Origin of the sequence: Spirosoma taeanense, from assembly GCF_013127955.1 — a bacterium.
Classification (GTDB): domain Bacteria; phylum Bacteroidota; class Bacteroidia; order Cytophagales; family Spirosomataceae; genus Spirosoma; species Spirosoma taeanense.
Window position 1 is genome coordinate 2,120,113 of the sequence record NZ_CP053435.1, and the last position, 25,593, is coordinate 2,145,705.

The 25,593-nt window shown below is 52.9% G+C and carries 21 protein-coding genes, 1 tRNA gene and 1 pseudogene; 13 read left to right on the plus strand and 10 right to left on the minus strand.

The window, feature by feature from the left end; translation table 11 throughout:
• Positions 1 to 23: 23 nt before the first annotated feature.
• From HNV11_RS08970 to HNV11_RS08995, 7 genes are all read left to right on the plus strand, one after another.
• Positions 24 to 437, plus strand: a complete 414-nt coding sequence (locus HNV11_RS08970) for a response regulator (RefSeq protein ID WP_171739339.1) — start codon at positions 24 to 26, stop codon at positions 435 to 437.
• A gap of 185 nt (positions 438 to 622) precedes the next feature.
• Entirely contained in the window at positions 623 to 949 is a 327-nt protein-coding gene (locus tag HNV11_RS08975) for a hypothetical protein (RefSeq protein ID WP_171739340.1), read from the plus strand.
• 178 nt (positions 950 to 1,127) lie between these two features.
• Positions 1,128 to 3,419 (plus strand): molybdopterin oxidoreductase family protein, encoded by a 2,292-nt coding sequence (locus HNV11_RS08980; protein ID WP_171739341.1) that lies wholly within the window; start codon positions 1,128 to 1,130, stop codon positions 3,417 to 3,419.
• A 14-nt stretch (positions 3,420 to 3,433) separates the two neighbouring features.
• Positions 3,434 to 3,892: a molybdopterin oxidoreductase gene (locus HNV11_RS08985; protein WP_171739342.1), complete on the plus strand. Its 459-nt coding sequence runs from the start codon at positions 3,434 to 3,436 to the stop codon at positions 3,890 to 3,892.
• A gap of 83 nt (positions 3,893 to 3,975) precedes the next feature.
• Complete coding sequence (locus HNV11_RS23915) at positions 3,976 to 4,113, plus strand: hypothetical protein (RefSeq protein WP_240163875.1); 138 nt, start codon at positions 3,976 to 3,978, stop codon at positions 4,111 to 4,113.
• The gene (locus HNV11_RS08990; protein WP_240163876.1) at positions 4,114 to 5,025 is read left to right on the plus strand and encodes a tellurite resistance/C4-dicarboxylate transporter family protein; all 912 of its coding nucleotides are present in this window, start codon (positions 4,114 to 4,116) and stop codon (positions 5,023 to 5,025) included.
• 131 nt (positions 5,026 to 5,156) lie between these two features.
• The gene (locus tag HNV11_RS08995; protein ID WP_171739343.1) at positions 5,157 to 5,951 is read left to right on the plus strand and encodes an ion transporter; all 795 of its coding nucleotides are present in this window, start codon (positions 5,157 to 5,159) and stop codon (positions 5,949 to 5,951) included.
• 62 nt (positions 5,952 to 6,013) lie between these two features.
• Here HNV11_RS08995 and HNV11_RS09000 read toward each other — a convergent pair whose 3' ends face one another.
• The 7 genes from HNV11_RS09000 to HNV11_RS09030 form a co-directional block, all read right to left on the minus strand.
• On the minus strand, positions 6,014 to 6,631 hold the full coding sequence (locus tag HNV11_RS09000; RefSeq protein ID WP_171739344.1) for a hypothetical protein: 618 nt from the start codon (positions 6,629 to 6,631) through the stop codon (positions 6,014 to 6,016).
• A 97-nt stretch (positions 6,632 to 6,728) separates the two neighbouring features.
• Positions 6,729 to 8,555: a glycoside hydrolase family 15 protein gene (locus HNV11_RS09005; protein WP_171739345.1), complete on the minus strand. Its 1,827-nt coding sequence runs from the start codon at positions 8,553 to 8,555 to the stop codon at positions 6,729 to 6,731.
• 266 nt (positions 8,556 to 8,821) lie between these two features.
• Positions 8,822 to 10,480: a carboxylesterase/lipase family protein gene (locus HNV11_RS09010; RefSeq protein WP_171739346.1), complete on the minus strand. Its 1,659-nt coding sequence runs from the start codon at positions 10,478 to 10,480 to the stop codon at positions 8,822 to 8,824.
• Positions 10,481 to 10,583: 103 nt separating this feature from the next.
• Positions 10,584 to 11,471: a dienelactone hydrolase family protein gene (locus HNV11_RS09015; RefSeq protein WP_171739347.1), complete on the minus strand. Its 888-nt coding sequence runs from the start codon at positions 11,469 to 11,471 to the stop codon at positions 10,584 to 10,586.
• 402 nt (positions 11,472 to 11,873) lie between these two features.
• Positions 11,874 to 12,290: a hypothetical protein gene (locus HNV11_RS09020; protein WP_171739348.1), complete on the minus strand. Its 417-nt coding sequence runs from the start codon at positions 12,288 to 12,290 to the stop codon at positions 11,874 to 11,876.
• 104 nt (positions 12,291 to 12,394) lie between these two features.
• Positions 12,395 to 12,478, minus strand: a tRNA-Thr gene (locus HNV11_RS09025).
• Between the two features lie 133 nt (positions 12,479 to 12,611).
• Positions 12,612 to 14,894 carry a DUF349 domain-containing protein gene (locus HNV11_RS09030; RefSeq protein WP_171739349.1) on the minus strand — a complete coding sequence of 761 codons (2,283 nt, stop codon included), beginning with the start codon at positions 14,892 to 14,894 and terminating at the stop codon, positions 12,612 to 12,614.
• A 93-nt stretch (positions 14,895 to 14,987) separates the two neighbouring features.
• Here HNV11_RS09030 and pdxH point away from each other — a divergent pair, with 93 nt between their 5' ends.
• The 6 genes and pseudogenes from pdxH to HNV11_RS09060 all read left to right on the plus strand — a co-directional run bounded on the left by pdxH (position 14,988) and on the right by HNV11_RS09060 (position 21,577).
• The gene (gene pdxH / locus HNV11_RS09035; RefSeq protein WP_171739350.1) at positions 14,988 to 15,629 is read left to right on the plus strand and encodes a pyridoxamine 5'-phosphate oxidase; all 642 of its coding nucleotides are present in this window, start codon (positions 14,988 to 14,990) and stop codon (positions 15,627 to 15,629) included.
• A 179-nt stretch (positions 15,630 to 15,808) separates the two neighbouring features.
• The gene (locus HNV11_RS09040; protein ID WP_171739351.1) at positions 15,809 to 17,377 is read left to right on the plus strand and encodes an MFS transporter; all 1,569 of its coding nucleotides are present in this window, start codon (positions 15,809 to 15,811) and stop codon (positions 17,375 to 17,377) included.
• Between the two features lie 75 nt (positions 17,378 to 17,452).
• Positions 17,453 to 17,680, plus strand: coding sequence for a DUF6814 family protein (locus tag HNV11_RS09045; RefSeq protein WP_171739352.1), 228 nt, complete (start codon positions 17,453 to 17,455; stop codon positions 17,678 to 17,680).
• Positions 17,681 to 17,776: 96 nt separating this feature from the next.
• Entirely contained in the window at positions 17,777 to 19,687 is a 1,911-nt protein-coding gene (gene acs / locus HNV11_RS09050) for an acetate--CoA ligase (protein WP_171739353.1), read from the plus strand.
• Positions 19,688 to 19,854: 167 nt separating this feature from the next.
• Positions 19,855 to 20,582, plus strand: a pseudogene (locus HNV11_RS09055) (3-keto-disaccharide hydrolase).
• A 56-nt stretch (positions 20,583 to 20,638) separates the two neighbouring features.
• On the plus strand, positions 20,639 to 21,577 hold the full coding sequence (locus HNV11_RS09060) for an AlbA family DNA-binding domain-containing protein (protein WP_171739354.1): 939 nt from the start codon (positions 20,639 to 20,641) through the stop codon (positions 21,575 to 21,577).
• A gap of 121 nt (positions 21,578 to 21,698) precedes the next feature.
• Here the strand turns inward: HNV11_RS09060 and HNV11_RS09065 are convergent, their stop codons facing one another.
• The 3 genes from HNV11_RS09065 to HNV11_RS09075 form a co-directional block, all read right to left on the minus strand.
• Positions 21,699 to 23,237 (minus strand): PKD domain-containing protein, encoded by a 1,539-nt coding sequence (locus HNV11_RS09065; RefSeq protein ID WP_240163877.1) that lies wholly within the window; start codon positions 23,235 to 23,237, stop codon positions 21,699 to 21,701.
• Positions 23,238 to 23,417: 180 nt separating this feature from the next.
• Positions 23,418 to 24,575 carry a DUF1624 domain-containing protein gene (locus HNV11_RS09070; protein WP_171739355.1) on the minus strand — a complete coding sequence of 386 codons (1,158 nt, stop codon included), beginning with the start codon at positions 24,573 to 24,575 and terminating at the stop codon, positions 23,418 to 23,420.
• Between the two features lie 30 nt (positions 24,576 to 24,605).
• A complete protein-coding gene (locus HNV11_RS09075) occupies positions 24,606 to 25,511 on the minus strand; it encodes a 3-keto-disaccharide hydrolase (RefSeq protein ID WP_171739356.1) in 906 nt (301 codons plus the stop codon).
• Positions 25,512 to 25,593 lie beyond the last annotated feature (82 nt).

Genomic DNA, 25,593 nt, shown 5'->3' on the forward strand with positions numbered 1-25,593 from the left:
TATAACAGGTCGGGTACACGCTAATGGAAACCCCTAAACGTTACGTCGGAACCCCGGTTGTATTCATTGCCGACGATCAGCCCGATGATCAGTATCTGTATCGGCAGGCATTCAGTGAAGCCTGCCCCACGGCCGTTTTGTATTTTTTCGTGGATAAGGCGGAGCTGCTGGCGGCTCTGCGGGGCGATGTGTATCCCAGACCTTCCCTGCTGATTATGGACTGGAATATGATTAGCTGTAAAGGATACGCGGCTCTGGCTGAGCTGGCGCAGACGCCCGACTGGCGAACGATTTCGGTGGCTATCCTGGCAAGTTCCGATCGACCGGTTGACGAAGATAGATGCCAGCAATTCGGCTGTGAGTTAATCCTGCCTAAGGAAACACAGCACGAGAAACTGGTTGGTCAACTCGCGGGTCTGATACAGGCTTTCGCCTGACCGCCAATTGACTCGATAGGATCGTAACTGTCACCTGGCCGGGGTAGTATGGGGAAGCCGGAGTCTGTCGGCGGACCGTTTCCTTATTTTCTCGTTCCAGATGATTCCGGCCGGAAAACTGTATAGTTATGGGGAGGGTGTATTTCAAGCAGTAAGATTTGCTAAGCCAAACTAATCCTCGAAATATGAAAACAGTAGTAACGGCGGTCGCACTGTGGTTAGCAGTGGCTACCGTGGGTGCCCAGGCCCAGTCCGGTACAAATGCAAAAAGCTCCTCATTGCGGAGTACGACCGGCTCGGCGAAGCCTTCGGGCCAGAGCGGAACCGCGGGTAAGAGCAATGGCCTGCAACAATCAAATAAAGGAGGCTCTACATCCGGCCAAACGTCGGGCGGGCTGGGGAGTATCGGCAATCAACGAGGCAGCACATCGGGTCAGGGTACATCGAATGGCAGCAGCCAGTCGGGCAGTAAGACGAAAAACCGCTCTACGGGCACGAAGGGCAACCCGTAATCTCCGATGAACAGCCATTGAACAGCAGAGCGACGTTTAGAGGACGCGGCCCCGAAACAGTCGGGGCCGTCCTTGTGTTTGACACCCGACGACCTTGCGCCGGTAACGAATAGAGACATGTATGCCCCCTATCGGCCAATAGCCACGCACCACCAGAAACGCACTAAACCTCTTCAGTATGGAACAAACCCGCGATAGTATTAAGGACATTTGGGGTGAGCGAACCCCTTATGAAGGCCATTGGCCAGTCCGAGTCGATGAACTGACCGAAGAAGCGCCTGACCGTTGGGTACAATCCGCCTGTGTATTATGCTCCAATGGCTGCGGCATGGACATTGGCGTAAAAGACGGTCGGATTGTGGGCGTGCGCGGTCGGGCCGTCGATGCCGTCAACCACGGGCGGCTTGGGCCTAAAGGCCTGCAAGGCTGGATGGCTAACAACAGCCCCGACCGACTCACCAGGCCCCTGATACGTCGCAACGGCAAACTGGAAGAGGCCAGTTGGGATGAGGCTATGGACCTGATTGTTCGGCGCTCCAACGATATTATCAGTAAGAAAACATCGCTGGGTATTGGCTTCTATACAAGTGGTCAGCTCTTTCTGGAGGAATACTATACGTTGGCCGTTCTGGGAAAGGCAGGTCTGGGGACACCTCATATGGATGGAAACACGCGTCTGTGCACGGATACGGCCGCAGCCGCGCTGAAAGTTTCGTTTGGGTCCGATGGACAACCCGGCTCCTATACCGACCTCGATACGACAGAAGCCATCCTGCACGTAGGCCACAACATAGCCTCTCAGCAAACCGTCCTGTGGACGCGGATTCTGGACCGCCTGGCCGGTGAAAATCCGCCTAAACTGGTAGTCATTGATCCCCGCGAAACCTTTACGGCGATGAAAGCAACGGTGCACCTGGTACCCAGGGTCGGCACGAACGTTCCGATTATGAACGGCCTGCTAAATTTGATTATCCAGGCAGGACACATTAACCCGGACTATATCGACGCACACACGGTTGGCTTTGAAGAGTTAAAACAGCTAGTTTCGCAATGGTCGCCGGAGCGTGTTGAAGCGATTTCGGGTGTACCGGCTACGAAGCTTAGGGAAGCGGCTCGAATTCTGGGAACGGCGAAAACACTGGTTTCTACGATTCTGCAGGGCGTTTATCAGTCCATGCAGGCCACGGCTGCTGCTGTACAGGTCAATAACCTGCATCTGATTCGCGGCCTGATTGGACATACAGGCAGTGGCATCTACCAGATGAACGGTCAGCCCACGGCGCAGAACACGCGCGAATGCGGAGCGGATGGCGACCTGCCCGGTTTCAGGAACTGGGGCAATCCGGAGCATATCGAACAACTTGCCCGGCTCTGGAACGTAGATTCCAACATCATTCCGCACTGGTCGCCCCCGACCCACGCCATGCAGATCTGGCGTTACGCCGAAAAAGGCTCCATCAATCTGCTGTGGATTAGCGGGACCAACCCGGCCGTTTCGCTGCCGCAACTGGAGCGTGTCCGTTCAATTCTGCAGCAGGAAAATCTGTTCGTTGTTGTGCAGGATGCGTTTATGACCGAAACCGCGCAGTATGCCGACGTCGTGTTACCCGCGGCTATCTGGGGCGAAAAAACCGGCACATTTACCAATGTGGACCGGACCGTTCACATCTCACACAAGGCCGTTGACCCACCTGGCGAAGCGAAACCAGATTTCGAGATTTTCCTGGACTACGCCCGACGGATGGATTTTCGGGATAAAGATGGTGCCCCGCTCATCAAGTGGAAAACGCCCGAAGAATGCTTTGAAGCGTGGAAAGAATGTACCCGCGGTCGCCCCTGCGATTATACAGGCATGAGTTACGCCAAACTGAGCGAAGGCAGCGGGATTCAGTGGCCCTGCAATGAACAGTATCCTGACGGCAAACCGCATCTGTACGAGGACGGAGTTTTCAATACCAGTATTGACTACTGCGAGACCTATGGCCACGATCTGGTGACGGGAGCGGCTGCTACCAAAGAGGAGTACAAGGCCAAAGACCCGAAGGGTAAAGCGTTCCTTAAAGGTGCGGACTATGAACCTCCGCATGAAGAACCCGATGAGGAGTTTCCACTCTGGCTCACTACGGGTCGGCTGGTGTATCATTTTCATACCCGAACCAAAACGGGCCGATCCCGACAGCTCAACGAAGCCGCCCCGGACGCGTTTGTGCAGGTATCCGACGAAGACGCGGCCCGTTACGGTCTGAAAACCGGCGATCTGGTTGAAGTGGCCTCCCGACGGGGTAAGGTTGTTGAGCCGGTACTGGTGGGTGATATTGAGCCTGGGCTGGTGTTTATTCCATTTCATTACGGTTACTGGGATGACCCCGGCCGCAAACGGGCGGCCAATGAGCTGACCCTAACCGAATGGGATGCTGTCAGTAAACAGCCTCACTATAAATATGCGGCCGTCCGTATCCGTAAAATCTAACCCAAACCTCAGCTATGCATATCGGTAACTACATTGCACTGGCTCATCACAGCGAACAGGAACTAACCAAGGCGTTCAGACAGGTGGCAGAACACCATAAGGACGAACCGGATATTGAACAGATCTGCCAGTTGTTGGCTACCTGGTCGGAGAAGCACGTAAACGAGCTAAAGACGTTCATTGAGCGCTATTCGGAAGAGAACAGCAACGAGCCGGAGCGCCTGACACAGTCTCTTTTTGAAGAACCCCGCAGCGGGGGGGGTGCCCTGCTGCGGGATCTGCACGATTTGTGGCTGATGGCCAACGAAGCCGAACTGTGCTGGATTGTGCTCTCACAGGCGGCACAGGGGCTGCACGATAAGAAGCTGGAAGCTGCTTGCGCCCGGTTTCGGGACGATACGAAACGGCAGCTGGCCTTTCTGCTGACCCGCATCAAGGTAGCCGCTCCACAAACCCTGATCGCAGCCGACTAGCCGGTGGCTCCTGACTGATTCGTCAAATTGCTGTGCCGGTTTACGCTCTACTGAAATTCACAGCAGAGCTGTACTTTATGATCATGAAGTTTAGCTCCAAGATAAAAGCGGGGATTCAGACGCTGTATCCTGCCTACTTTGCGCTGGTCATGGCTACGGGTATTGTGTCGACCGGGGCGCATCTGTGCCATCTGTCGCTGATCAGCAGTGTGTTGTTCTAGATGAACAACGTGGAATATGGGGTACTAATCATCCTGCTGAGCATTCGGCTCGTTGGCTATTTTCCGGCTCTAAGGGCTGATCTGGCTTCTTATGAAAAAGGAGCGGGGTTTTTCACCGTCGTGGCGGGTTCCTGTATTCTGGGAACCCAGTATGGCCTGGTTAAGCAAAACTATCTGCCAGCAACCCTTCTCTGGCTAGTTGCCTTGGTGTTATGGCTGCTCCTGTTCTATTCCTTTTTAACGCTTGTTATTACGCAAACAGAAAAGCCGCCCGTCGAAAAAAGCATTAGTGGCGTTTGGCTGCTCCTGGTTGTCGCTACGCAATCGCTGGCCATACTGGGAGTTATCCTGACTTCACATCTGATCTTTTCGGCGGATATTACCCTGTTTTTTGCCCTCTCGGCCTACCTCCTGGGGCTCGTTCTCTACCTGATTCTCGTTACGCTGATCGTTTACCGGCTGGCTTTTTTACCGGTCAGTGCAGAGGAATTTAAGCCACCTTACTGGATTGTGATGGGTGCCGCAGCGATTAGCACGCTTTCTGGCGTTACGTTAATTCAAAAATTGAGTACAACGGGGCTGTTCCTGGAGTTTCGGTCGGTGTTAACCGGGATGAGCCTGCTTGCCTGGGCTACCAGTACAGGCTGGATTCCCCTGCTCGCTGTGCTCAGTATCTGGCGGTATGTTGTCAAAAAAGTTACGCTGACGTATCATCCGCAGTACTGGGCCTTTGTTTTCTGCATGGGTATGTATTCGGTATGTAGCTGGCGTCTGGCCGAGGTTATGACAATTCCTTACCTGAAAAGTATCGCGGGCGTTTTCCTATATATTTCGCTGGCGGCCTGGCTGGCTACGTTTCTTTGGATGGGCCGCCATATTATCCGGGCTGTGACCCCTGCCATTGGACGCTAACCAGAGCCGGTTAGCGTAAAGAGATCAGAACGTTACTCTGTTTTATCCAGCTAGTAGCATTCGCGCGGATCAGGGTTTGGGAAACAACCGCATCCGGTGAGGGGTTGATTCAGGATAGCAATGGAAACCCTATGGCAACAAAAGATTCGCCTGACCACCGGGCGCTGAAACAGGAGCGGTATGCCTTACTCCGCCGGTTAAATCGCTGGCTGGAAACCCCCATGGTTCTGCTGGGCTTTGTCTGGCTGGGTTTACTGATTCAGGAACTGGCTTATGAATTGACCCACGCCCTTGAAAAGCTGGCTACCGTTATCTGGATTATCTTTATTCTCAGCTTTCTGTTGCAGCTAGTCCTGGCGCCCCATAAAGTCAGGTTCCTCGAACAAAATTGGCTTACTGTATTATCACTGATCATACCGGCCCTGCGCGTATTGCGAATTGCCCGCGTGTTCCGTCTCCTTCAGGTAACGCGCGGCTTCCGGCTGGTTAAGGTACTAAGCTCCATCAATAGAGGGATGCGGGCGCTTGGGTCCACCATGCACCGGCGGGGTTTCGGGTATATTGTTTTGCTGACGTTGCTCATAACGTTTGCCGGAGCGGCCGGCATGTATGCGTTTGAGCGAGAAGCCCCGGACGGAACCGCCCTGAACAGCTACGGTGAAAGTTTATGGTGGACGGCCATGCTAATGACCACCATGGGGTCGGAGTACTGGCCCAAAACGCCCGAGGGCCGTGCTTTGTGCTTTTTAATTGCCCTGTATGCGTTTGCCGTATTTGGCTACGTAACCGCCACACTGGCAACATTCTTTATCGGGCGCGATGCCGAAAGTAAAGACGGCGAAGTGGCCGGAGCGCAGGCTCTGGAGGAACTGAAAGCAGAAATCCGGCTCCTGCGTGAAGAAGTAGCCAGACTTGCCAAACAGTAACTGAGCCAGTTATCCTAGATAAGCCGGTTTAGGCGAAGGTAGCCTGGTAAGTGTCACCGTCGCTACAAATGAACGAGGTACTCGGTTAGTTTTTTCCACTGTAATTTCTGAAAGAAAGCCCAGCCAACTTCAGCGATTACCGTGTTCGCGATGGCGCGGTTACCGGCTTCCGAATCCTGATTGTTGATCCGCTCATTCTGACCAATTTCCAGGGCTACAATTCGGTTTCCATGCTGCTCTACCCGGAATGTACTACGGGCTTCTTCTCTAAAGAAATGTTCAGTTTCTCCCTGCACAAGTTCGCCTTTCTCCATCGGGTCGGTGCTGGGCATTACGGTAAATTCGGCCATTGTTCCGTCAGTCTGGCGGTTAATGACCCGGACCCAGTTCTCGGGCGTAGGGCCGGGCAGGTCGATCCGGATATAATCGCCTATCAGCGGTTCTTCGGCCGACTTGGGTTGTCCGGTTGAATCGAAAAGCTGAAACTGCGAATTCAAACCGGGCAGATTCGACCAGGCATTTACGTTGAATAATTTCTCGACCGATTGCTTAAAGGCCTCCGACGCTGCTGCTTCATCGGAAAACGTATGCTCACTGGAGAACGTTTTGTCTTTCGTCTCGTCGCCCTTCAGGACGTTAAGCTCGTGTTTGACTTTGTCAATAATCTTGTCGAGTTTCATAGGTTACTATTCGTTGAAGGGTTGATATGAGCCATATAGCCCGCAAAACCGATGGCTATCCGGAGCGGGCGGTCCCTGTGTAATCGGCCATAACTGGTTACTCACTCTGTTTGTTGCGTTCGTTATCCAATTGGTCGTTCAGGTTCAAAGCCGCGCTGATCAGCCCCAGGTGCGTAAACGCCTGCGGAAAGTTTCCCAGATGTTCGCCACAAAGCCCGAGCTGTTCAGCATACAAACCCAGGTGATTGGCATACCCCAGCATTTTCTCGAAGAATAAGCGGGCTTTGTGCAGCTGACCTGAACGGGAGAGGCATTCGACGTACCAGAACGTACACATGGCAAACGTCCCCTCGCTGCCCGTAAGCCCCTCCAGACTTTCGTCGGGCCGGTAGCGGTACACCAGCGAATCGGATACTAACACTTCTTCAATCTGCCGCAGCGTGGATAGCCAGCGGGGATCTTTAGGGCTAATAAACTTGACCAGTGGCATCAGGAGCGTAGCGGCATCCACGGTCTCGGCCCCTTTATATTGGACAAAAGACTGAAGCTTGTCGCTCCAGAAATCCTGATGGATAGTATGGAAAATCCTGTCACGCTGCTGAGTCCACCGCTCCGGCAGCGGATAGGAATGGTGGCTGCCTATCTTCAGCGCCCGGTCAATGGCCACCCAGCACATCAGTCGGGAGTACAGAAACTCCCGCTGGCCTCCCCGAACCTCCCAGATACCCTGGTCGGCCCATTGCCAGTTGTCGCAAACCCACTCTACCTGTTTGCACAAATCCTGCCAGAAGTCATAGGAGATGCGTTCGCCAAATTTATCGTACTGGTATACGGCATCGAGCAGTTCGCCGTAGATGTCCAGCTGCACCTGTTTAGAGGCTGCATTGCCAATTCGAACGGGTGAGGAGCCCTTATAACCTTCCAGATGCTCCAGTTCAACTTCTTCAAGCTCTTTATGGCCATCCAGAGTATACATCAGCCGCAGCAGGCCCGCCTGCCCAATATCACCACACTGCTTTTCGACCCAATTCATAAACTGGCCGGCTTCTTTTTCGTACCCCAGCCGAAGCAGCGTATAAACTGTAAAGGACGCATCCCGTATCCAGGTATAGCGATAGTCCCAGTTCCGGCTGCCGCCGATTGCTTCGGGCAGGCTGAACGTCGGAGCCGCAACGGGTGCCCCATATCGGCTGGACGTTAGCAGTTTCAAGACTAAGGCGGAGCGATGAACAACCTCCATCCAGCGACCCCGGTACGATGACTGGTCAATCCATGACTTCCAGAAATTGACCGTTTCCTGAAAGCGGGTGGTCACAAACGCGGAGAGGTCATGCTGCGGGCTGTTGGTCTGGGTATCCAGTTCGAGCGTAAAATCGGCCTGCTGACCACTGTCTAACGTAAATTCGGCATATGCATCGCCTTCCTGGATGGTGAGCGGCACATTGCTGACCAGGCGGAGCACGGTAGCATCCGGGCCGTCGCTTCGAAACAGAATCGCTTCGTCATGCTGTTCTACGCGGTGGGTGCTTCGGGCGTAGTTGAAACGGGGGTTGCACTCCATGCGGTACGTTAGCTTTCCGCGTATCGTCGTTACGCGCCGAATCAGAGCATGACCCGGATACAGGTCTTCGACAGGCATAAAATCGGTAATCTCTCCGACGCCGTCAACCGACAAAAAACGGGTGAGCAGTACGTTCGTGTCTGGCAGATAAAGCTGCTTGTTGTGGGGCAGATTATTAACCCCCTCATGAACCGGATAGATGCGGAAAAACCCGCCCTTGTCGGCATCCAGTAAAGCCGAAAAAACTGAAGGGGAGTCGAACATGGGAAAACACAGAAAGTCAATGGAGCCATGAAGGCCGACCAGCGCTACTGTGTTCAGATCACCAATGATACCGTAGTTTTCGATGGGTTGATATTTCATACAGGTTAACAGCCATGGTGTCGATCTCCGGAATGGTATCTGACAACCGGCGTTCCCTTAAGCTAACCAGACTGTGCTGGAACTGTTCTGCCTGCCGGGCGAATAAAGGAGCATCGGGGAGGCCGGCTGGTATGTTGCTGCGCTGCCGGATACATAGTCAACACAAACGGATACTATGCCAACCTCTTCAAACAGAAGAAGCAACCGCACAGGGGGTTGCTTCTTCTGTCGAAATACCAATTCGAGTGTACTGAATACGCGGAGTGTTAGGCCAGGGATTTGCGAGCCTGACGATCGGGGTCATTCACCAGCATGGAGGTGTCATCCAGCACCATGGTTTCCCCATTCTGGGACGTATACGGTTTCCAGGTAGGTAAACCGCCCCCGTTCGGATTGCCGGTTTTGACGAAATTGATAAAGGATCTGGCCATCTTCTCCGACAGGGCTCTGGGCCGTTTGCCGCCACCCGTATGCGTCAGCATCAGATCGGTATTGTAGAACCAGAAGCAGATGTCATCGCAGTGGAAGGCCCGCATCCGGCCATCAAACAGGGGCGGCTGCCAGCCAAACCAGGCCACGTAAACGGGTGCCTTTTGCTGCGCAACCTTGGCATCGGCGGCTGCAATGGCATTCTTCCGGTTCGACATCACCAGCGCCCAGATTTCGATAGGGCGGGCCTTCGGGAAATTCTGGGCGTAGGCATCGACAATTTCGCCTGCTCTGTCGCCAAATCGGGGTTTGACCTTTTCTTTTACTTCGGCCAGCGTAATGCTTTCCAGCTTCGCGTCGGTCCGGCTGGGGCTTTGCTCATGGAAGGTGGAGCAGATCAGCAGCGGGATGTCGGCCGAGAAATGCTGGGGATCGCTGAAGAACACGCCCTCGTTCAGCGCAACTCCATCAGCTACCGGCGAGTAGCCCCCGCGCTGGAGATTGAGCCGTTTCGCTTCATCGGCCATTTTTTCGCCGGCCCGGTTGGCAATGTCGATGTACTGACGCCAGGGAATCTGCTGCAGCTTATCAACTTCACCGGGCTTCAGGCCAGCCTCTTCCATTACTTTCAGGCCAAGTTTTTCGGCGTACTCTTTGTTTACGCCCGCCAGCGAACTACCGCTCAGGGCCACCGCCTTATGAAATAGCCCTTTCGCGGAGGGCATATTCATCAGGGTGGTCACTTTGGCTCCTCCGCCCGACTGACCGATGATGGTTACGTTGTTGGGGTCTCCGCCAAAGCTGGCAATGTTGTTTTTGACCCATTCGAGGGCGGCAACCATGTCGAGGTTCCCTACGTTGCCGGAGGCCGGATGTCCGCCAGCCGCTTTCAGATGGGTATAGCCCAGGGCACCAAGCCGGTGATTGAGCGAACAGAAAACGACATTACCCAGTCGGGACAGGTTTTCGCCATGATACCCATCCTGCTCAATCCCGTTGCCATTCACGAATCCACCGCCGTGGAGCCAGACCACCACCGGCCGTTTCTGAGTGTCCAGTGCCGGTGTCCAGACGTTCAGTTTCAGGCAGTCTTCCGAAACATCGTCATAGTTCCAGTGGTCGACAAACGAGGCATAGGGATTGGCATAGCGTTTCTCCATGATCTGGGGAGCCGAGTTGCCCCACCACAGTGCGGGACGAACATCGGTCCAGGGCGTGGGCTTCTGGGGCGGCATAAACCGATTCTTACCAGAGGTGTCGGCCCCGTATGGTATGCCTAAAAACTGATGAATGCCGCGCAGGATAAACCCCCTGACTTTTCCGTATTCGGTGTTGGCGATTGCAATATTGTCGCCGACAAACAGGACTTGTTCGTCGGTGGTCGGTTTTACGGCTTTGGGCGGGGTTGAAGGCATCCCTACGGATTCATGCGCTATACCCAGACTGGCCGCGCCAACGCCCAGCGACTGTAAAAAATTACGTCTCGATGGTCTCATGAGTTGAACTTAGTTAACGGTTTAAGAACAGTAAATACCGTGTCAGCGACAAACGGTATGCTTGAAATAGATAGGGTAAAGTTATTCCGGCGACGCCCGATCGTTACGTCAACTTCGCGTTGAAAAAGTCAATGGTACGTTTCCAGGCCAGTTCGGCAGCGGCTTTATCATAACGAGGAGTCGTGTCGTTATGAAAACCGTGGTTGGCATTGGGGTACGTATAGGCCGTGTATTCTTTATTATTTGCTTTTAAGGCGGCTTCATAGGCCGGCCAGCCTTCATTCACCCGCGTATCCAGCGCGCCATAGTGCAGGAGGAGGGGAGCCTTGATCTTAGCCGCGTCTTCGGCCGACGGCTGACCACCGTAAAACGGAACAGCCGCTGCCAGGCCGGGGATGCGGACGGCCATCATGTTGGCAATCCAACCACCGAAACAGAATCCAACAACTCCAATTTTACCGTTGCAGTCCTTGTTGCTTTTCAGGTAATCATAAGCCGCAATAAAATCTTCCAGCATTTCATCCCGGTTCCGTTTGCTTTGCAGTTCACGGCCCTGGTCGTCATTACCCGGATAACCGCCCAGGGGCGTTAAGGCATCCGGCGCAATTGAAATAAAACCGGCCAAGGCGGCTCTGCGGGCCACATCGGCAATGTGCGGATTCAGGCCCCGGTTTTCATGAACGACGATAATGCCGCCGAGTGGCTTTTTCGCATCGGCAGGCTTTGACAGCAACGCCTTGATGGTTCCGCCCCCTTTGGGCGACGGATAGTTGACGTAGTCCGATTTTAAGCGCGGGTCATCGGCTTTGATCTGAATGGCACCCTTGTAATCGGGCATGAGAAAACTCATCAGCGAGGCCACCGTCAGACCGCCTACGGCATAGGTCGATAGCTGCTGCACAAAATCGCGCCGGTCAATGCGGTTGTGCGCATAGTCATCGTAGAGGTCAAACACTTCCTGCTTGATGTCTTCTTTTTTGATCTCGTTCATATTCGTCTGCGTAGGTATATCTCTTAAATCTAAAGAATTTCACATCATTCAGGCGTATTTTTATAAAAGCAGCTAGATAGCTTAAGTTCAAACCTTATTGGCTTTACGCTATTCTTCTGATTAGTAGAGAGATTCTTTTTGGGGCGCTATACTTATCTGACAAAGACAAAATTGCTCCGAACGATTGAACAGGAAGAAACGAATGGTATCGAATGCCCGTTTTAGGCTGCCGAATGACGAATCCGGCTTACTCAGTAGAAGTAAAGTACAGACTATAAACCGGACTAATAAAAGGCTACTATTAGCCAGTTCCGGCCTCGTTATGAATTAGTAAATCGAGCTCTCTTAAAACTACATATCAAAACTTATAAATGATAAGTATGCGAGCCATTTAGGATGATTCTAACGAATTTTTACAACAGACCAACGAGGTTCCGGTATTAACTTGAAATCTTCACCATACTTCAAGAAGTGCAGTTTCATTCTAAGTTGTCCTATACCCGTAACCCTTATTAATCCCATTCCATTTACTAATTTATCATAGCACTGACGACTTGACACTTTCAACTTTGACCAAGCAATATCTTGGTCTACTGTACCTTTGACCTCAAAACATTCAGTACCAGATAGATAACAAACTGTAACGTCTATACCCTTCTTATTGAAAGTAAATGTTGCATTTGGGTCTAAAGACGAAAAGTATTTCTCGACTACCTTAACTGCAATCTTACCAACATCACTGTTTTTTCCAAGATTAGGATAAAGAGCAAGCAATTGATGCAATTCGAAAGGCTGTATGTCAAACACGTGGGAAGTCATAGGAAAGCGTTATGATTAATAATTTAACTTTTTGGAATGACAAAATATGTTGCCCCTTAACAAAAAAGCACTTACGTTTTTAGCGTAAGTGCTTGATTTAACTGAGCCAGTGGAGGGATTCGAACCCCCGACGCGCTTGCGCATCCTGATTACAAATCAGGCGGAATCGACCACTATCCGACACTGGCGATCCCACAATCCGTTACCGAATCGTGGTGCAAAAGTAGAGCTTTCCGGCGTTCAGTGCAAGCATACCCAGCAAAAAAAGCAGCGGTGCCTGACCGAAAAATCAAGGCACCGCTGCTTAGAAAGGATAACTCGTTAAGCCTGTGCGACTTTCAGCTGATGACGTAAATCGTCCAGTTGTTTTTCGGCATCGGCGATTTTCCGGTCGATTTCCGCACGGAGTTTATCGGCGTTCTTTGAACGGGCGAAGAACTCGATGTTGTTGCGATACGTAGCGATGTCGTTTTCGATAGCCGTAATGCGCCGACGGATGTCGTTTTCGCGCTTGCCGCCACCGGCGTCCCGATCACCCCGGTTGTAGTCGCCCCCGCGGTCGCGGCCACCGCCCCGCGTTGCTTCGGCTTCGCTCTGGAGCATGATGCGCTCTTTATCTTTCGCCGGAATTTTGCCCGTTGCGCCAACCAGCGCGTTCACCGCGTTGATGTAACGCTTCTGCGTAGCCTGCATATCTTTCTTGGGCACGAACCCGATACTGTTCCATTCTTTCTTGAACTCGTTGAGTTGCGAAAGATCGGCGTTTTCGGTAGCGGCTGCTTCAATACGTTCGATGAGGGCAATCTTCTTAGCCAGGTTCTCTTCAAACTCGCGTTCTGTTTCCTGATTCTTCGACCGCTTCTTGTTGAAGAAAGCGTCGCAGGCAGCTTTGAAGCGATCAAAGATGGAGTTTTTCTGTTTCTCCGGAACCTGACCGATGTTTTTCCACTGGCGCTGCAGCTCAATCACCGTCTGGGTCGTTTCGGGTGATTCTTCACCCGAGGCCAGAATGGCTTCCACCTGCTCGCAGAGTTCGGTCTTCAGCCGCAGGTTTTCTTCCCGCTTCGTTTCCAGTTGCTTAAAGAACTCACCTTTGTTATGGAAGAACGTTTTCAGAGCCGCCCAAAACTTTTTGCTCAGTTCCTTTCCTTCCTCGCGTGGCATCGGGCCTTTGATGGCGTTCCAGCGGTCCTGGAGAGCCATTACCGTTTTCGTTCTGTCGTTCCAGTCGTTAATGCTGTTCGACGTAAAGGAGGTCAGCGGTACCAGCTCTTCGTAGATCGCCGACTTTTCCTCATACAACTGCGCCGACTCTTTACGCTGCTCATTGGTCTGTCCCCGGCGTTTGTCGTACAGAACATCCAAGGCGGCCTTCATGCGACCCCAGAGAACTTCCTGCTCAGCTTTGGGAGCCGGACCGATGTGTTTGTACTCTTCGAACAGGGCGTTGGCTTCGTCGATTGTCTGCCGGGTAACGGGCGTTTCTTCCGACGCTTTTGCCATTGCTTCGACCTTCTCGATCACCTCTGCTTTCAGGCTGGCGTTGCGTTTACGGTCGAGTTCTTTCAGTTCGAAATAAATGTTGCGGTTACTGTAGTACCGATCCACCAGCGCGTGGTAGGTGGCCCAGAGCGTGGCGTTGTGCGGTGAGTTCATATTCCCGGCCGCTTTCCATTCGTCCTGGATTTTCTTGAACTCGTTCCAGCTGGCTTTGGGGTCGCCGGCGTTGTTTTCGTCGGTTTCGACAAGTTCGCGCAGGCGGGTCAGCAACTCGGTTTTGGCGGCAAAGTTGCCGTCTTTCGCCTTGTCCAGATTCTGGAAGTACGTATTCTTCAGGCTCTTGATCTGCTTGTACAGATCGTCAAAGCGCTGAACGGTTTCGTCGTTTTTGTATTCAAACCCTTCTTCCGAACCCGACTCGGCAATGTAAGCCTGGAGAGCGGCTTCGCGCTCGGCCCGCTTCATCTGATCGAAGTGCGGCTTAACTTCCTTCAGAAGCTGATCCGCCTTCTTGAAGTCGCCGGGCGTTACTGAAGCTGCACTAACCGTAGCGAACTGCGTTTCCAGAAGATTGATGAAATCCTGCCTGGAAAACTGGCTGTAATCAGCAGCGGGCTGAGCCGGGGCTTCCTCTTCGGTTTCGTCATGCTCCTGAACGTCGGCGTACTGGGCCGTGATTTCATCAGCGACAGCCGGTTCGTCGGCTGGTACCGTTGCATCGGACGTTGCAACTGCTTCGGCAGCGGGTTCTGCCTCAGAATTCGTTTGGGCAACGGGTTGCTCCTCCGTCGTCGTCTCGGCGATGGGTTCCGGAGCAGCTTCGTCAGCTGGGTTGGTAGCACTGTCTGCCGGGGTCTGGACAGCCTCTGTATTCTCAAAATCAACGCGTTCGGGCTGCGTTTCGGTTGTCGAAGCGGCCGTAGCAGGCGCTTCGACCGCCGATGCAGTCGCCGAAACCTCGGTTAATTCAGGCGCAGCTTCCGTGCCTTCGACTGAATCTTGAGGTTGCGTCGGAGTATCTTCGGGCGTATTTACTGCCAGCGTCTCGGTGGCCTGGGTTGGAGCCTCCGATTGCCGGTTAATTTCCTGTTCTTCGTTTGCCATGTTGGGAACGTACCGATTACTTTTGCAAAATTACGACAAAAAGCGGATTTAGTTGTAGTACAGCGTTGAAAAGCCGCCAAACAACCCATCCCAATGCCCTCGTTAATCAGTGATTTACGCAAAGAGTATACGCTTAACGGTTTAGATACAACGGATGTTTCACCTGATCCCATTGCTCAGTTCCGGCTCTGGTTTGAGGCTGCGCTGGCTGCCGGTGTGCCCGAACCGAACGCGATGCACGTCAGTACGGTTGGCGCCGATGGACGGCCCGATGGGCGAATCGTGTTGGTAAAAGGCGTTTCCGGCGAGGGGTTTGTATTTTATACAAATTATGAAAGTCGCAAAGGGAAAGATCTTGCCGAACGACCGTTTGCCGCTCTGACCTTCTTCTACCCCGAACTTGAACGTCAGATTCGGATCGAAGGGGCGGTTGAAAAGGTTAGCGCGGCCGAATCGGATGCGTATTTCAATAGCCGCCCGCGGGGTAGCCAGATTGGCGCGTGGGTATCGCACCAGAGTTCGGTAATCGAAAGCCGCGAGGTGCTGGAAGCGCGGCAGCGTGAACTGGAAGCCCGGTTTGCGGGACAACCCGTGCCGCGTCCGGAGCATTGGGGTGGATATCGGGTGATTCCCGATGCCGTCGAATTCTGGCAGGGCCGCCCCAGCCGACTGCACGACCGGATTCTATACCGCCGGGAAGGCGCAAACTGGATCATCGAGCGACTGTCGCCGTAGATGTTTAAAGAGTGAATAAGTTAATGAGTGAAATAGGAAGGATCAATTGAGCAAATGAGTGCTTGAGTGAAATTCATCTATCGCTCATTCACTCTTTCGCCCTTTCACTCTTTCGCAATGGTATAAACGGCTCATCCACCACTTTTGTCAAATACTGTTTATTCCTTCTCCCTCTGAATATGATCGGCAATAGAGCCAAAGCCAGGCAAGCCATTGACAAGCGGACGTTGTTCAGCGTGATTTCGGCCTCCTCGGTTGGGACGCTAATTGAGTGGTACGACTTTTACATTTTTGGTAGTCTGGCCGCTATTCTGTCCTCGCAATTTTTCCCGAAAGACAATCCCACGGCTGCGCTGCTGTCTACACTGGCTACTTTTGCCGCCGGGTTCATTGTGCGACCGTTCGGTGCGCTGGTATTCGGGCGGCTGGGCGATCTGGTCGGGCGGAAGTATACGTTCCTGGTCACGCTCGTACTGATGGGCGGCAGTACGTTTGCCATTGGTCTGGTGCCCGGTTACGCCACTATTGGTTTCTGGGCTCCTTTGCTGGTGCTGCTGCTGCGGTTAGTGCAGGGACTGGCCCTCGGCGGGGAATACGGCGGAGCGGCTACCTACGTAGCCGAATACGCACCGGAAGGTCGCCGGGGCTATTACACCAGTTTTATTCAGACGACGGCTACGCTCGGTCTGTTTGTCTCGCTGGGCGTAATTCTGCTCACGCGGGAGGCACTGGGTGTTGATACGTTCGCGGACTGGGGCTGGCGGGTGCCGTTTCTGCTATCGATTCTGCTGGTAGCCGTTTCCATTCTGATTCGGATGCGCATGGCCGAGTCGCCCCTGTTCGCAAAGCTGAAAACCGAAGGAAAAGTCTCGAAAAATCCGCTGGCGGAGAGCTTCGGCAAAAAGCAGAACCTGAAGATGGTGCTGCTGGCGTTATTTGGCGCTACGGCGGGTCAGGGGGTTATCTGGTACACGGGCCAGTTTTACGCCCTGTCGTTTATCCAGAAAGCCTGTAATGTCGAGTTTGTGCAGTCGAACATTATTGTTGCTATTGCGCTGCTGGTGGCAACGCCGTTTTTCATTGTGTTCGGCGGGTGGTCGGACCGGATTGGCCGCAAACCGATCATGCTGCTGGGCATGGCGCTGGGGATTCTGACGTATCGCCCGATTTACGATATGATGTACAGCCTGACCGATCTGACGCAGAAACAGGAGATAACTGACGCCCGCACCATCGACCGTAAGCTCAGCTCACAACCAAACGGCGACCGGCTCACGACCACAACGACCACGCACTTTTACGCGGACGGAACCACGCTGAAAGAAACGGAGCGGGTAATTAGGGGGGAGGCAACCGCGAAACCCGCACCCGCAGAGGTAACTAAAGCGGTAACGCTGCCGACAAACAACCTGCTGCTGATGATCCTGCTGGTGTTTGTGCAGGTGTTGTACGTAACGATGGTATATGGTCCGATTGCGGCTTTCCTGGTGGAACTGTTCCCAACCCGGATACGCTATACGTCGATGTCGCTGCCGTATCACATTGGCAATGGCGTCTTTGGCGGTTTAACGCCGTTTATTGCCACGGCCCTCGTCGCGACAGCCACTAAAGCCAATGAGGCTGCGCCGGGAACCGTAGACAAACCCTATCTGGAAGGACTCTGGTATCCGATTCTAGTAGGTGGCGTATGTCTGGTTATTGGATTGTTGTACGTTACAAATTCAACGAGTGAACGAGTAGAAGAGTGAACGAGCGGTTAACTGCTCTGCCATTCTTTGGTTTATTCACCCTTTCACTCATTCGCCCTTTCACTCTTTAACCCAATGGCGTCACTTAAAAAATACCTTGGTGTAATCTGGATTCTGCTTGGCCTTTACGTTGGCTACGACCGGATCACCGACAGTCTGGCCAAAATCGGCAGTAATTCGCTCGAAGACCGCGTGTTTGGCTGGGTCGTCTTGCTGGTGCTGGTGCCCATCGTAGTCGGCGGTTTAATCCTGTTTGGCAAATATGCCCTTGAAGGAGAATATAGTGAAAGAGCGAAAGAGTGAATGAGCGAATAGCTGCTAGTTCACATTCGCTCCGGCATTCCGATTCGCTCTATCACTCATTCACTCTTTCGCCCATTTTTTATTCTGTTAATACATATGCTAATCCGAACCTTTGAAGAATACCAGGCTGCCTACCAGAAAAGCGTTGACGATCCGGAAAGCTTCTGGGCAGAAATAGCGCAGGAGTTTCTCTGGCGCAAACCCTGGACGAAAACGCTGCAATGGAATTTTGAAGAACCCAACGTAAAGTGGTTCATCGGCGGTAAACTCAACATTACGGAAAACTGCCTTGACCGGCACCTGGCTACCCGTGGCGACCAGCCTGCCATTATCTGGGAGCCCAACGACCCCTCGGAAGCGAGCGTAACGCTGACGTACCGGATGCTGCACGATCAGGTCTGCCGTATGGCCAACGTGCTGAAACGGAACGGCGTTGTGAAGGGCGACCGGGTTTGTATTTATATGCCCATGGTGCCTGAGCTGGCGATTGCGGTGCTGGCCTGCGCCCGTATCGGTGCCGTTCACTCGGTTGTGTTTGGCGGGTTCTCGGCCCAGAGCATTGCCGACCGAATTAACGACGCGAAGTGTAGGCTGGTTATTACGGCCGATGGCGCGTACCGGGGCAATAAAGAAATTCCGCTCAAAGGCGTGGTAGACGATGCCCTGATGGGCTGCCCTAGCGTTGAACGGGTGATTGTGATGACGCGCACGCGCACGCCGGTGTCCATGCTCAAAGGGCGCGATGTGTGGATGGAACAGGAACTGAAGCAGGTTACAGCCGACTGCCCCGCCGAAGAGATGGACGCCGAGGATATGCTGTTCATTCTCTATACGTCCGGCTCAACGGGTAAGCCCAAGGGCGTGGTACATACCTGCGGAGGCTATATGGTTTACGCGGCCTATACCTTCCAGAACGTCTTTCAATATGAACCGGACGGTCCGACGGGTCGGCAAGTGCATTTCTGCACGGCCGACATCGGCTGGATTACGGGCCATAGCTATATTGTGTACGGTCCGCTGGCCTGTGGGGCTACGTCCCTGATCTTCGAAGGTGTACCGACCTATCCGGACTGCGGACGGTTCTGGGACATTACCGATAAACATAAGGTCAACATCCTCTACACAGCCCCAACGGCCATCCGGTCGCTGATGGGCTTTGGCCTTGACGAAGTCGAAAAGCATGACCTGAGCAGTCTGCAGGTGCTGGGGTCGGTGGGTGAACCAATCAACGAAGAAGCCTGGCACTGGTACGATGACAACATCGGCAAGAACCGCTGCCCCATTGTCGATACGTGGTGGCAGACTGAAACGGGCGGGATTTTGATTTCACCCCTGGCGGGCATTACCAAAACCAAACCGACCTACGCGACGCTACCGCTGCCGGGCGTTCAGCCGATTCTGGTGGACGAAAACGGCAACGAGATTGAAGGCAATGGGGTGAGCGGCAACCTGTGCATGAAGTTTCCGTGGCCGGGGATTCTGCGCACGACCTACGGCGATCACGAGCGCTGCCGTCAGACCTATTTCGCTACGTATCCGGGGCTGTACTTTACGGGCGATGGCTGCCTGCGCGACGAGGACGGCTACTACCGGATTACGGGCCGCGTGGACGATGTTCTGAACGTATCGGGCCACCGCATTGGTACGGCTGAGGTCGAAAACGCTATCAACATGCATACGGGCGTAGTGGAGAGCGCTGTTGTCGGTTATCCGCACGACATCAAAGGGCAGGGCATTTACGCCTACGTCATTGCCGATCAGATGCCCGCCGACCACGACGCCGACCTCACCAAGCGCGACATCCTGGCGACCGTCAGTCGGGTAATTGGCCCTATCGCCAAGCCCGATAAAATCCAGTTCGTGACAGGTTTGCCGAAAACCCGCTCCGGCAAGATCATGCGCCGAATCCTGCGCAAAATCGCCGAGGGCGACACCAGCAACTTAGGCGACACCACGACCCTGCTCGATCCCGCCGTCGTGGATGAGATTAAAGCAGGCGCAGTTTGATATACCTGCAGAAAAACCTGTAAGGTCTTTGAGGCCCTACAGGTTTGTAAAAACCGCCGGACAATTTCCGTCCGGCGGTTTTTATTCTTCGTTTTACACGTAAGCAACAATACAGTAAGTCGCGGCTGCTCATTGCCTTTGAGGGATGATAACCCCATCCTGAAACTATGCTTGTTAAACTCGCTGCCGTTGCCCTAGCGGTTTCACTCACCTGTACATCTGTACAGGCGCAGGGCTTGAATACTTTATCTGCACAGGAGAAGAAAGAAGGCTGGACACTGCTGTTTAATGGCCGGAATACGACTGGCTGGCATACTACGGCGGCAAGGGCGTCGGCTCGGCCTGGCAGATCGATCAGGGTGCGTTGAAACTGAACGTACCAAATCGGGTGGGCAACAAAGCCGTGAATGGGGGCGATCTGGTTACGGACGCGACCTTCTCCGGCGATTTTGAGTTCAAGGCCGAGTGGAAAGTAGGCCGACTGACCAACAGCGGCATTTTCTTTTTTGTACAGGAGGCTCCGCAGTATAAGAACATCTACGATACGGGTCTGGAATTGCAGGTGCTCGACGATGCCATCTATGAAGGAGCCAGCGAGAATACCCACCGGGCCGGCGATTTTTTCAGCGTTGCCAATGCGCGGGTACGGGAGCTGAAACCGGTAGGCGAGTGGAATCAGGTTCAGTTTACGCTCAAAAACAACAAGCTGACCGTCACGATGAACGGCTTTACGATTCAGGAGCACGATCTGAACAGTGCCGACTGGAAACGACGCCTTGCTGCCAGCAAACTCAACAACGCATCCATTAGCAAGGGCCAGTTCTCGGGTCGCATTGGTTTGCAGGACTGGGGCAGCACCGTCTGGTTTCGCAACATCAAAATACGGAAGCTCTGAAAAAATGTAAGATTGTCGGATAATAGAAATTATTGCTATAGTCCTAAAAGCACATCATGATTAAAATTGATATTGACCACACTACTATTGATCAACTTCCTAATAAAGAGAATGATTATTTTGAATTTAAATCAAGTAAAGTTGGTGCTAATAAAGATTCTTTGGCAACCAAGCTAGGGGCTGCAGTATCGGGCTTTGCAAATTCTGGAGGTGGTTATTTTATCATTGGCGTAGATGAGAATACCGGAAATGCTGACGGGGGAATTCCTTTAATGATTGGTAGACAGCCTTTGCAGGACTGGGTTGATGCTATGATTCACCAGTTAGTTGAGCCAACACCCAAGTATTCTATAAAGCTAATAGAAGATTCACGTGGACGTGGTATTATCAAGGAGAACGCGGCCGTATTAATAATTGGGGTGCCCGAAAGCCATATCGGCCCGCATATGATGGATGGGCGCTATTACATTCGCGCTGGTGCGCATACTGTTCCTGCTAAACATTTCATAGTTGAAGCAATACGTGCGAAGCGTTTTAGTGGAAAGCCTAAACTGTCTTATACGTTTAGACTAAAACCAAGTGATGAAGATATATTACAACTTGGGATAGTAGCCATTACAAATGCCCCTGCATTCGATGTGATTATATCACTTGACCCACTGCCGAGATATTTGAAACCACGAGCACAGGACTTTCCTATCAAGCTACCTTTGATTGATCAAAATAATCCATTCTTCTTTGACGTGTCTAGGTACAATAATTCCGAGGATTCATTTGGAAATAATATAGCTCTGAACATCAATTATTGCGATTTATTGCAGAATGATTACAATGAGAATTTAACAATAGGTATAGAATCTACCCCGCCCATTGTTATTGGTAATAAACATAATGAACTAATAAAAGCTCTAGGCGCAGTAGAAAAAGCGATTACAAAACTCGGTTCGTTCTCAGGAAATCCTAAAAATCAAAATGTTGATAAGTCTAACTTGTAAATAAGAGGATAGATTAGTGCTTTATCTTTTGGAGGATCTATGTATGCAAGCTGCTAATAATCATCAGGGCCAACGCACATTTGTACGTTGGCCCTGATTGCTTTTTGGAGCTGGGAGTCGTCTATTTATCAATCATTACGTTGGCTGCGCCGTTGTTTTCGAAGGTGTTGGCCGTAGCAGCATCGTTGTTCAGGACCGAGCCGTAGCCAACATAGATACCGTGTCCGGCGCTGCCGCTGATTTTGGCGTTTTTAATCGACATGGTCGATTTAGCGCCGTAAAGCGCAATGTTTGCCTTTTTGCCGGACACCAGCGCCAGACTGCCTGCGTTACTGATCTCGGCGTACTCTATTACGTTCTGGGCACTGGTCGAGTAGCTGATCAGACCTCTCCAGTAGCCCGGCGTGCGCGACACACCTGTAATGGTGATCTTTTCGGTTGGTGTGCCTCTAGCAATCAGGTAGGCGCTGTTGTCCACGCGAATCTCGGCGTCGCGGGCCATTTCGATCGTAACATCGGGTTCAAGTTTCCAGCCAGCGTTGATCGTCAGGATACCTGTCATGCGGTACGGCGTTTTATCGGCGAAACCTTTCCAGACGATTTCGTCATCTTTTCCGCCTTTAACAACCGACGACATAATTTCGACCACGTTCCGACCATTGTTGCCGGTGAAAACAGAGGTTACGTCGAGTTTAGGAACGTTGACAGCATCTATCAGGATACCGGCTTCGGTATGGTTTCTGAACGTGTTGGTCGCAAACTCGCGCAGAATCGATCCTTCCTGTACGTATAGGCCATAGCCGTCGTTGTCGGAGAATACGCTGTTTTTCAACGCAATCTGCGCTTTGCTGCTGCCAAACAGACCCATACCGGCCTTAATGCCACTCAGCATGAACCGGCTACCCGTATGCATGACGTCAATGTTCTCGAATACGTTGGCGTTGCTGCCCGAATATACCATGATACCAACCCAGTAGCCTTTCGTTTTTTCGACGCCCATGAACCGGATGCGCTTGTTGGGCTCGCCTTTCGCGATGATGATACCGCCGTTGTCGTTGATGTCCATGCGTGTATCGCGCTCAAAGGCAATCACAACGCCCGGATTGATGGTTAGTTCGGCCGTAACGGCTACGCTGCGGGCAACGATGTAGTCGGGAAGTTCAGGGTTGGCAATGCGGTCGGTCAGAACGGTCCTGACGCTGATGTTCTGGTTAATCGTAACGGGTTGCGAAACCGCAGCCGTTACCAGAACCTTGTCGGTACTCTTGCCGTTCGCGTTGGCAACCGTCAGCTCCAGTTCATACTCACCAACTTCATCGGGCGTAAACGTTGGTTTGGCGGTGGTGGCACCAGCGAGCGTAACCTGGCTTTTGGCCGGTTTGCGCAGGATGGCCCACTGGAACGTAAACGATTTGTTCTCGCTGTCTTTCGAGCTGCTGCCGTCGAGCGTAACGACCTGGCCAACCTGCGTTTCCTGGTCGGCACCCGCGTTGGCAGTCAGGGTGTTGTTGACGGGCGTCGGTTCAATTTCGACATCTTTCTTACAGCCGGTTACCAGAAACAGGGCCGACAGCAGGCAAAGGACCAGGTGCTGAGCAAACTTACGTTGATTGGAGGGAGTCCCAACAGGGTTCAGGAGGAAGGAAATACGTGGCTTCATGAGCAGTTTTGTTAGAGTGACTGCCCAAAGTTGGCCTCCTGTTTTACCCGGACCGCGTCCTGACCTTTTGAACCGCCTGAATTCAGGCATGAACTGTCATATCGGATGACTTAAGTGTTCGATTCGCTCAACTATTCATGTATGGTCTGAGTTGGGCGAGAGAACGCGCGAAAAGCTCCGTCAGATGTACCGCAATAATCCGTTTTCAGGATGGGCCGACTTATAACGGCCGTACCAGCGGCAAAGCGGATAGAGGAAGATAACCAGACTGATCCAGACCAGATACACTACCGGCAACGACACGCCGGCTCCGGCGGGCCGACCGAAGTTTAACGGCCCGGCGGGAATATCGGCGAACGAGTATCCCTGCAGCAACGCCATGCCGATCATCGACAGATGTACCAGATACCAGTGCAGGATGTAATAGAACATAGGCACCTTACCGTAGACGGTCAGCACCCGCGTAATGGTATTGCTGACGCGATCGGTGAGAGAAAGAAAGACGAGGGCTAGCCCCAGCATCAGCAGCGAATACAGCAGCGATGGTGGATATTTACTGACGTTGATAAAGGATAGGAACGTAAACAGTCCGGTTTTCTGAGCCGACCAGGGTGCCGGATCGCCGTAAGCGTTTATAAACCGAAGCAGGACAAACAGGCCCAGAGCACCCAGGCCAATACGGAGCAGAAGGGGTTTACGCTGTTCGGCTGGAAGCTCAAATAGCCTTCCGCTGGCGTAACCCACCAGCATAATCCCCAGCCACGGAATCAGCGGGTAGCCAACCAGTAGCGTAAACGACGGACTGAATACAAACAGGTCCGATCGGAACAGCAGTGCCCATCCTAAACGGGCCGTCTGGTTTGTGATCTGCGGAACGGCCTGTAACAGATTATGCCCGAAAATGATGAACAGCCCGATTCCGGCAATCCAGCGGGCAGGAAGCTTTGCCAGTAGGGAAAGCAGCATGAACCCACCCCCAATGGCGTAGATCACCTGCAGCATAATGGTGCGAAACTGAATATCGAACCAGAAGGCGAAGTTGACAACCGTCAGTTCGAGCAAAAGCAGCACGAGACCCCGCCTGAGCAGAAACTGCCGGGCCGCCGGATTATTCCGTTTCTGGAGCGACAGATAGGCCGAGGTGCCCGACAGAAAGACGAACGTAGGGGCACAGAGGTGCGTAATCCACCGGGTTAGAAAAATGGCGGGCGTAGTAGTGGACAGATCCGTAGGGTCCTGCGTCAGGGCGGGGGTATGGAGCAGGTCTCGCATGTGATCCAGCGCCATAATGACCATTACCAGTCCGCGCGTTACGTCAATGGTTGTTATCCGGTTCATCTCTGACGAATAAACTTCCTGATGGACTGACTACTTCTTGGCAAACCGACACTGCGTATTGTCCGGCTCAACGTAATACGATTTATAGTTCAGCGCCTTTGGGTTGGTGCAGCCTTTCAGGTTGAGCACCTCTACACTCCGGAAATCAATGGGGTGGCTTTCGGCCTGCAGGGCAATATAGCCTTCGCGCAGGGGGGTGTTCTGTCGGCTCATCCAGTAGTCGCCGTTGTCGATATGGGCCGATTTCCAGTCATACTCTTTGCTGACAAAGCCACCACCGACCTGCGTTTTCTGGTAGGTCAGCACGGTGTCGCCCTCAATGATGTGGTGAACAATTGAGTCGCCCAGCACGACGGCTTCGACCGTAACCCATTGATCGCCGTCGTATGTTTTGGAGTCGGAGTCGATGCAGTGCATGGTATTGAGTTTGCCGTCCATATATACCTGCGTGCCGGGCGTGCAGAGGTTAGCAGTATGGCGCGGGCCTTTTCCCAGACCACCCAGCAACTGAATCTCCAGCGATACCGGGAAATCCTGCCCCATCGACAAACTCCGGGCCGACTGCGAATGGATCATCACCCCGCTGTTGCGAACGTTCCAGGCGGCACCACCCGGTGTCTGTTCGCCCACAAACCGGTACGTAAACCGCATGATGTAATGCGAATAAGGCTTGTTGTAATACAGGTGGCCGTATTTTCCGTTGAACTGGTCGTACCGGTCATACGCAATCCGCAGCATGCCGTTCTCGACGCGAAAGGTGTTTTTGTAATTATCGTTGAGAGGCTGTCCGGCAATTTTAATGTCCCAGCCGCTCAGGTCTTTTCCGTTGAACAACTGCACCCAATCAGTACGGGTTGCGCCGGTCTGGGCAAAGACGGTCGCGCTGGTAGCCAGCCAGAGGCAGGCGCTGAGGAGCGTATAGAGACGTGATTTCATGGGCGTTGGTAAAGCTTCCGGCCTGGAAGGGAATTTCAATCAGGCCGGAAGATGAATAACTGTTTTGATGATACGTAACAAG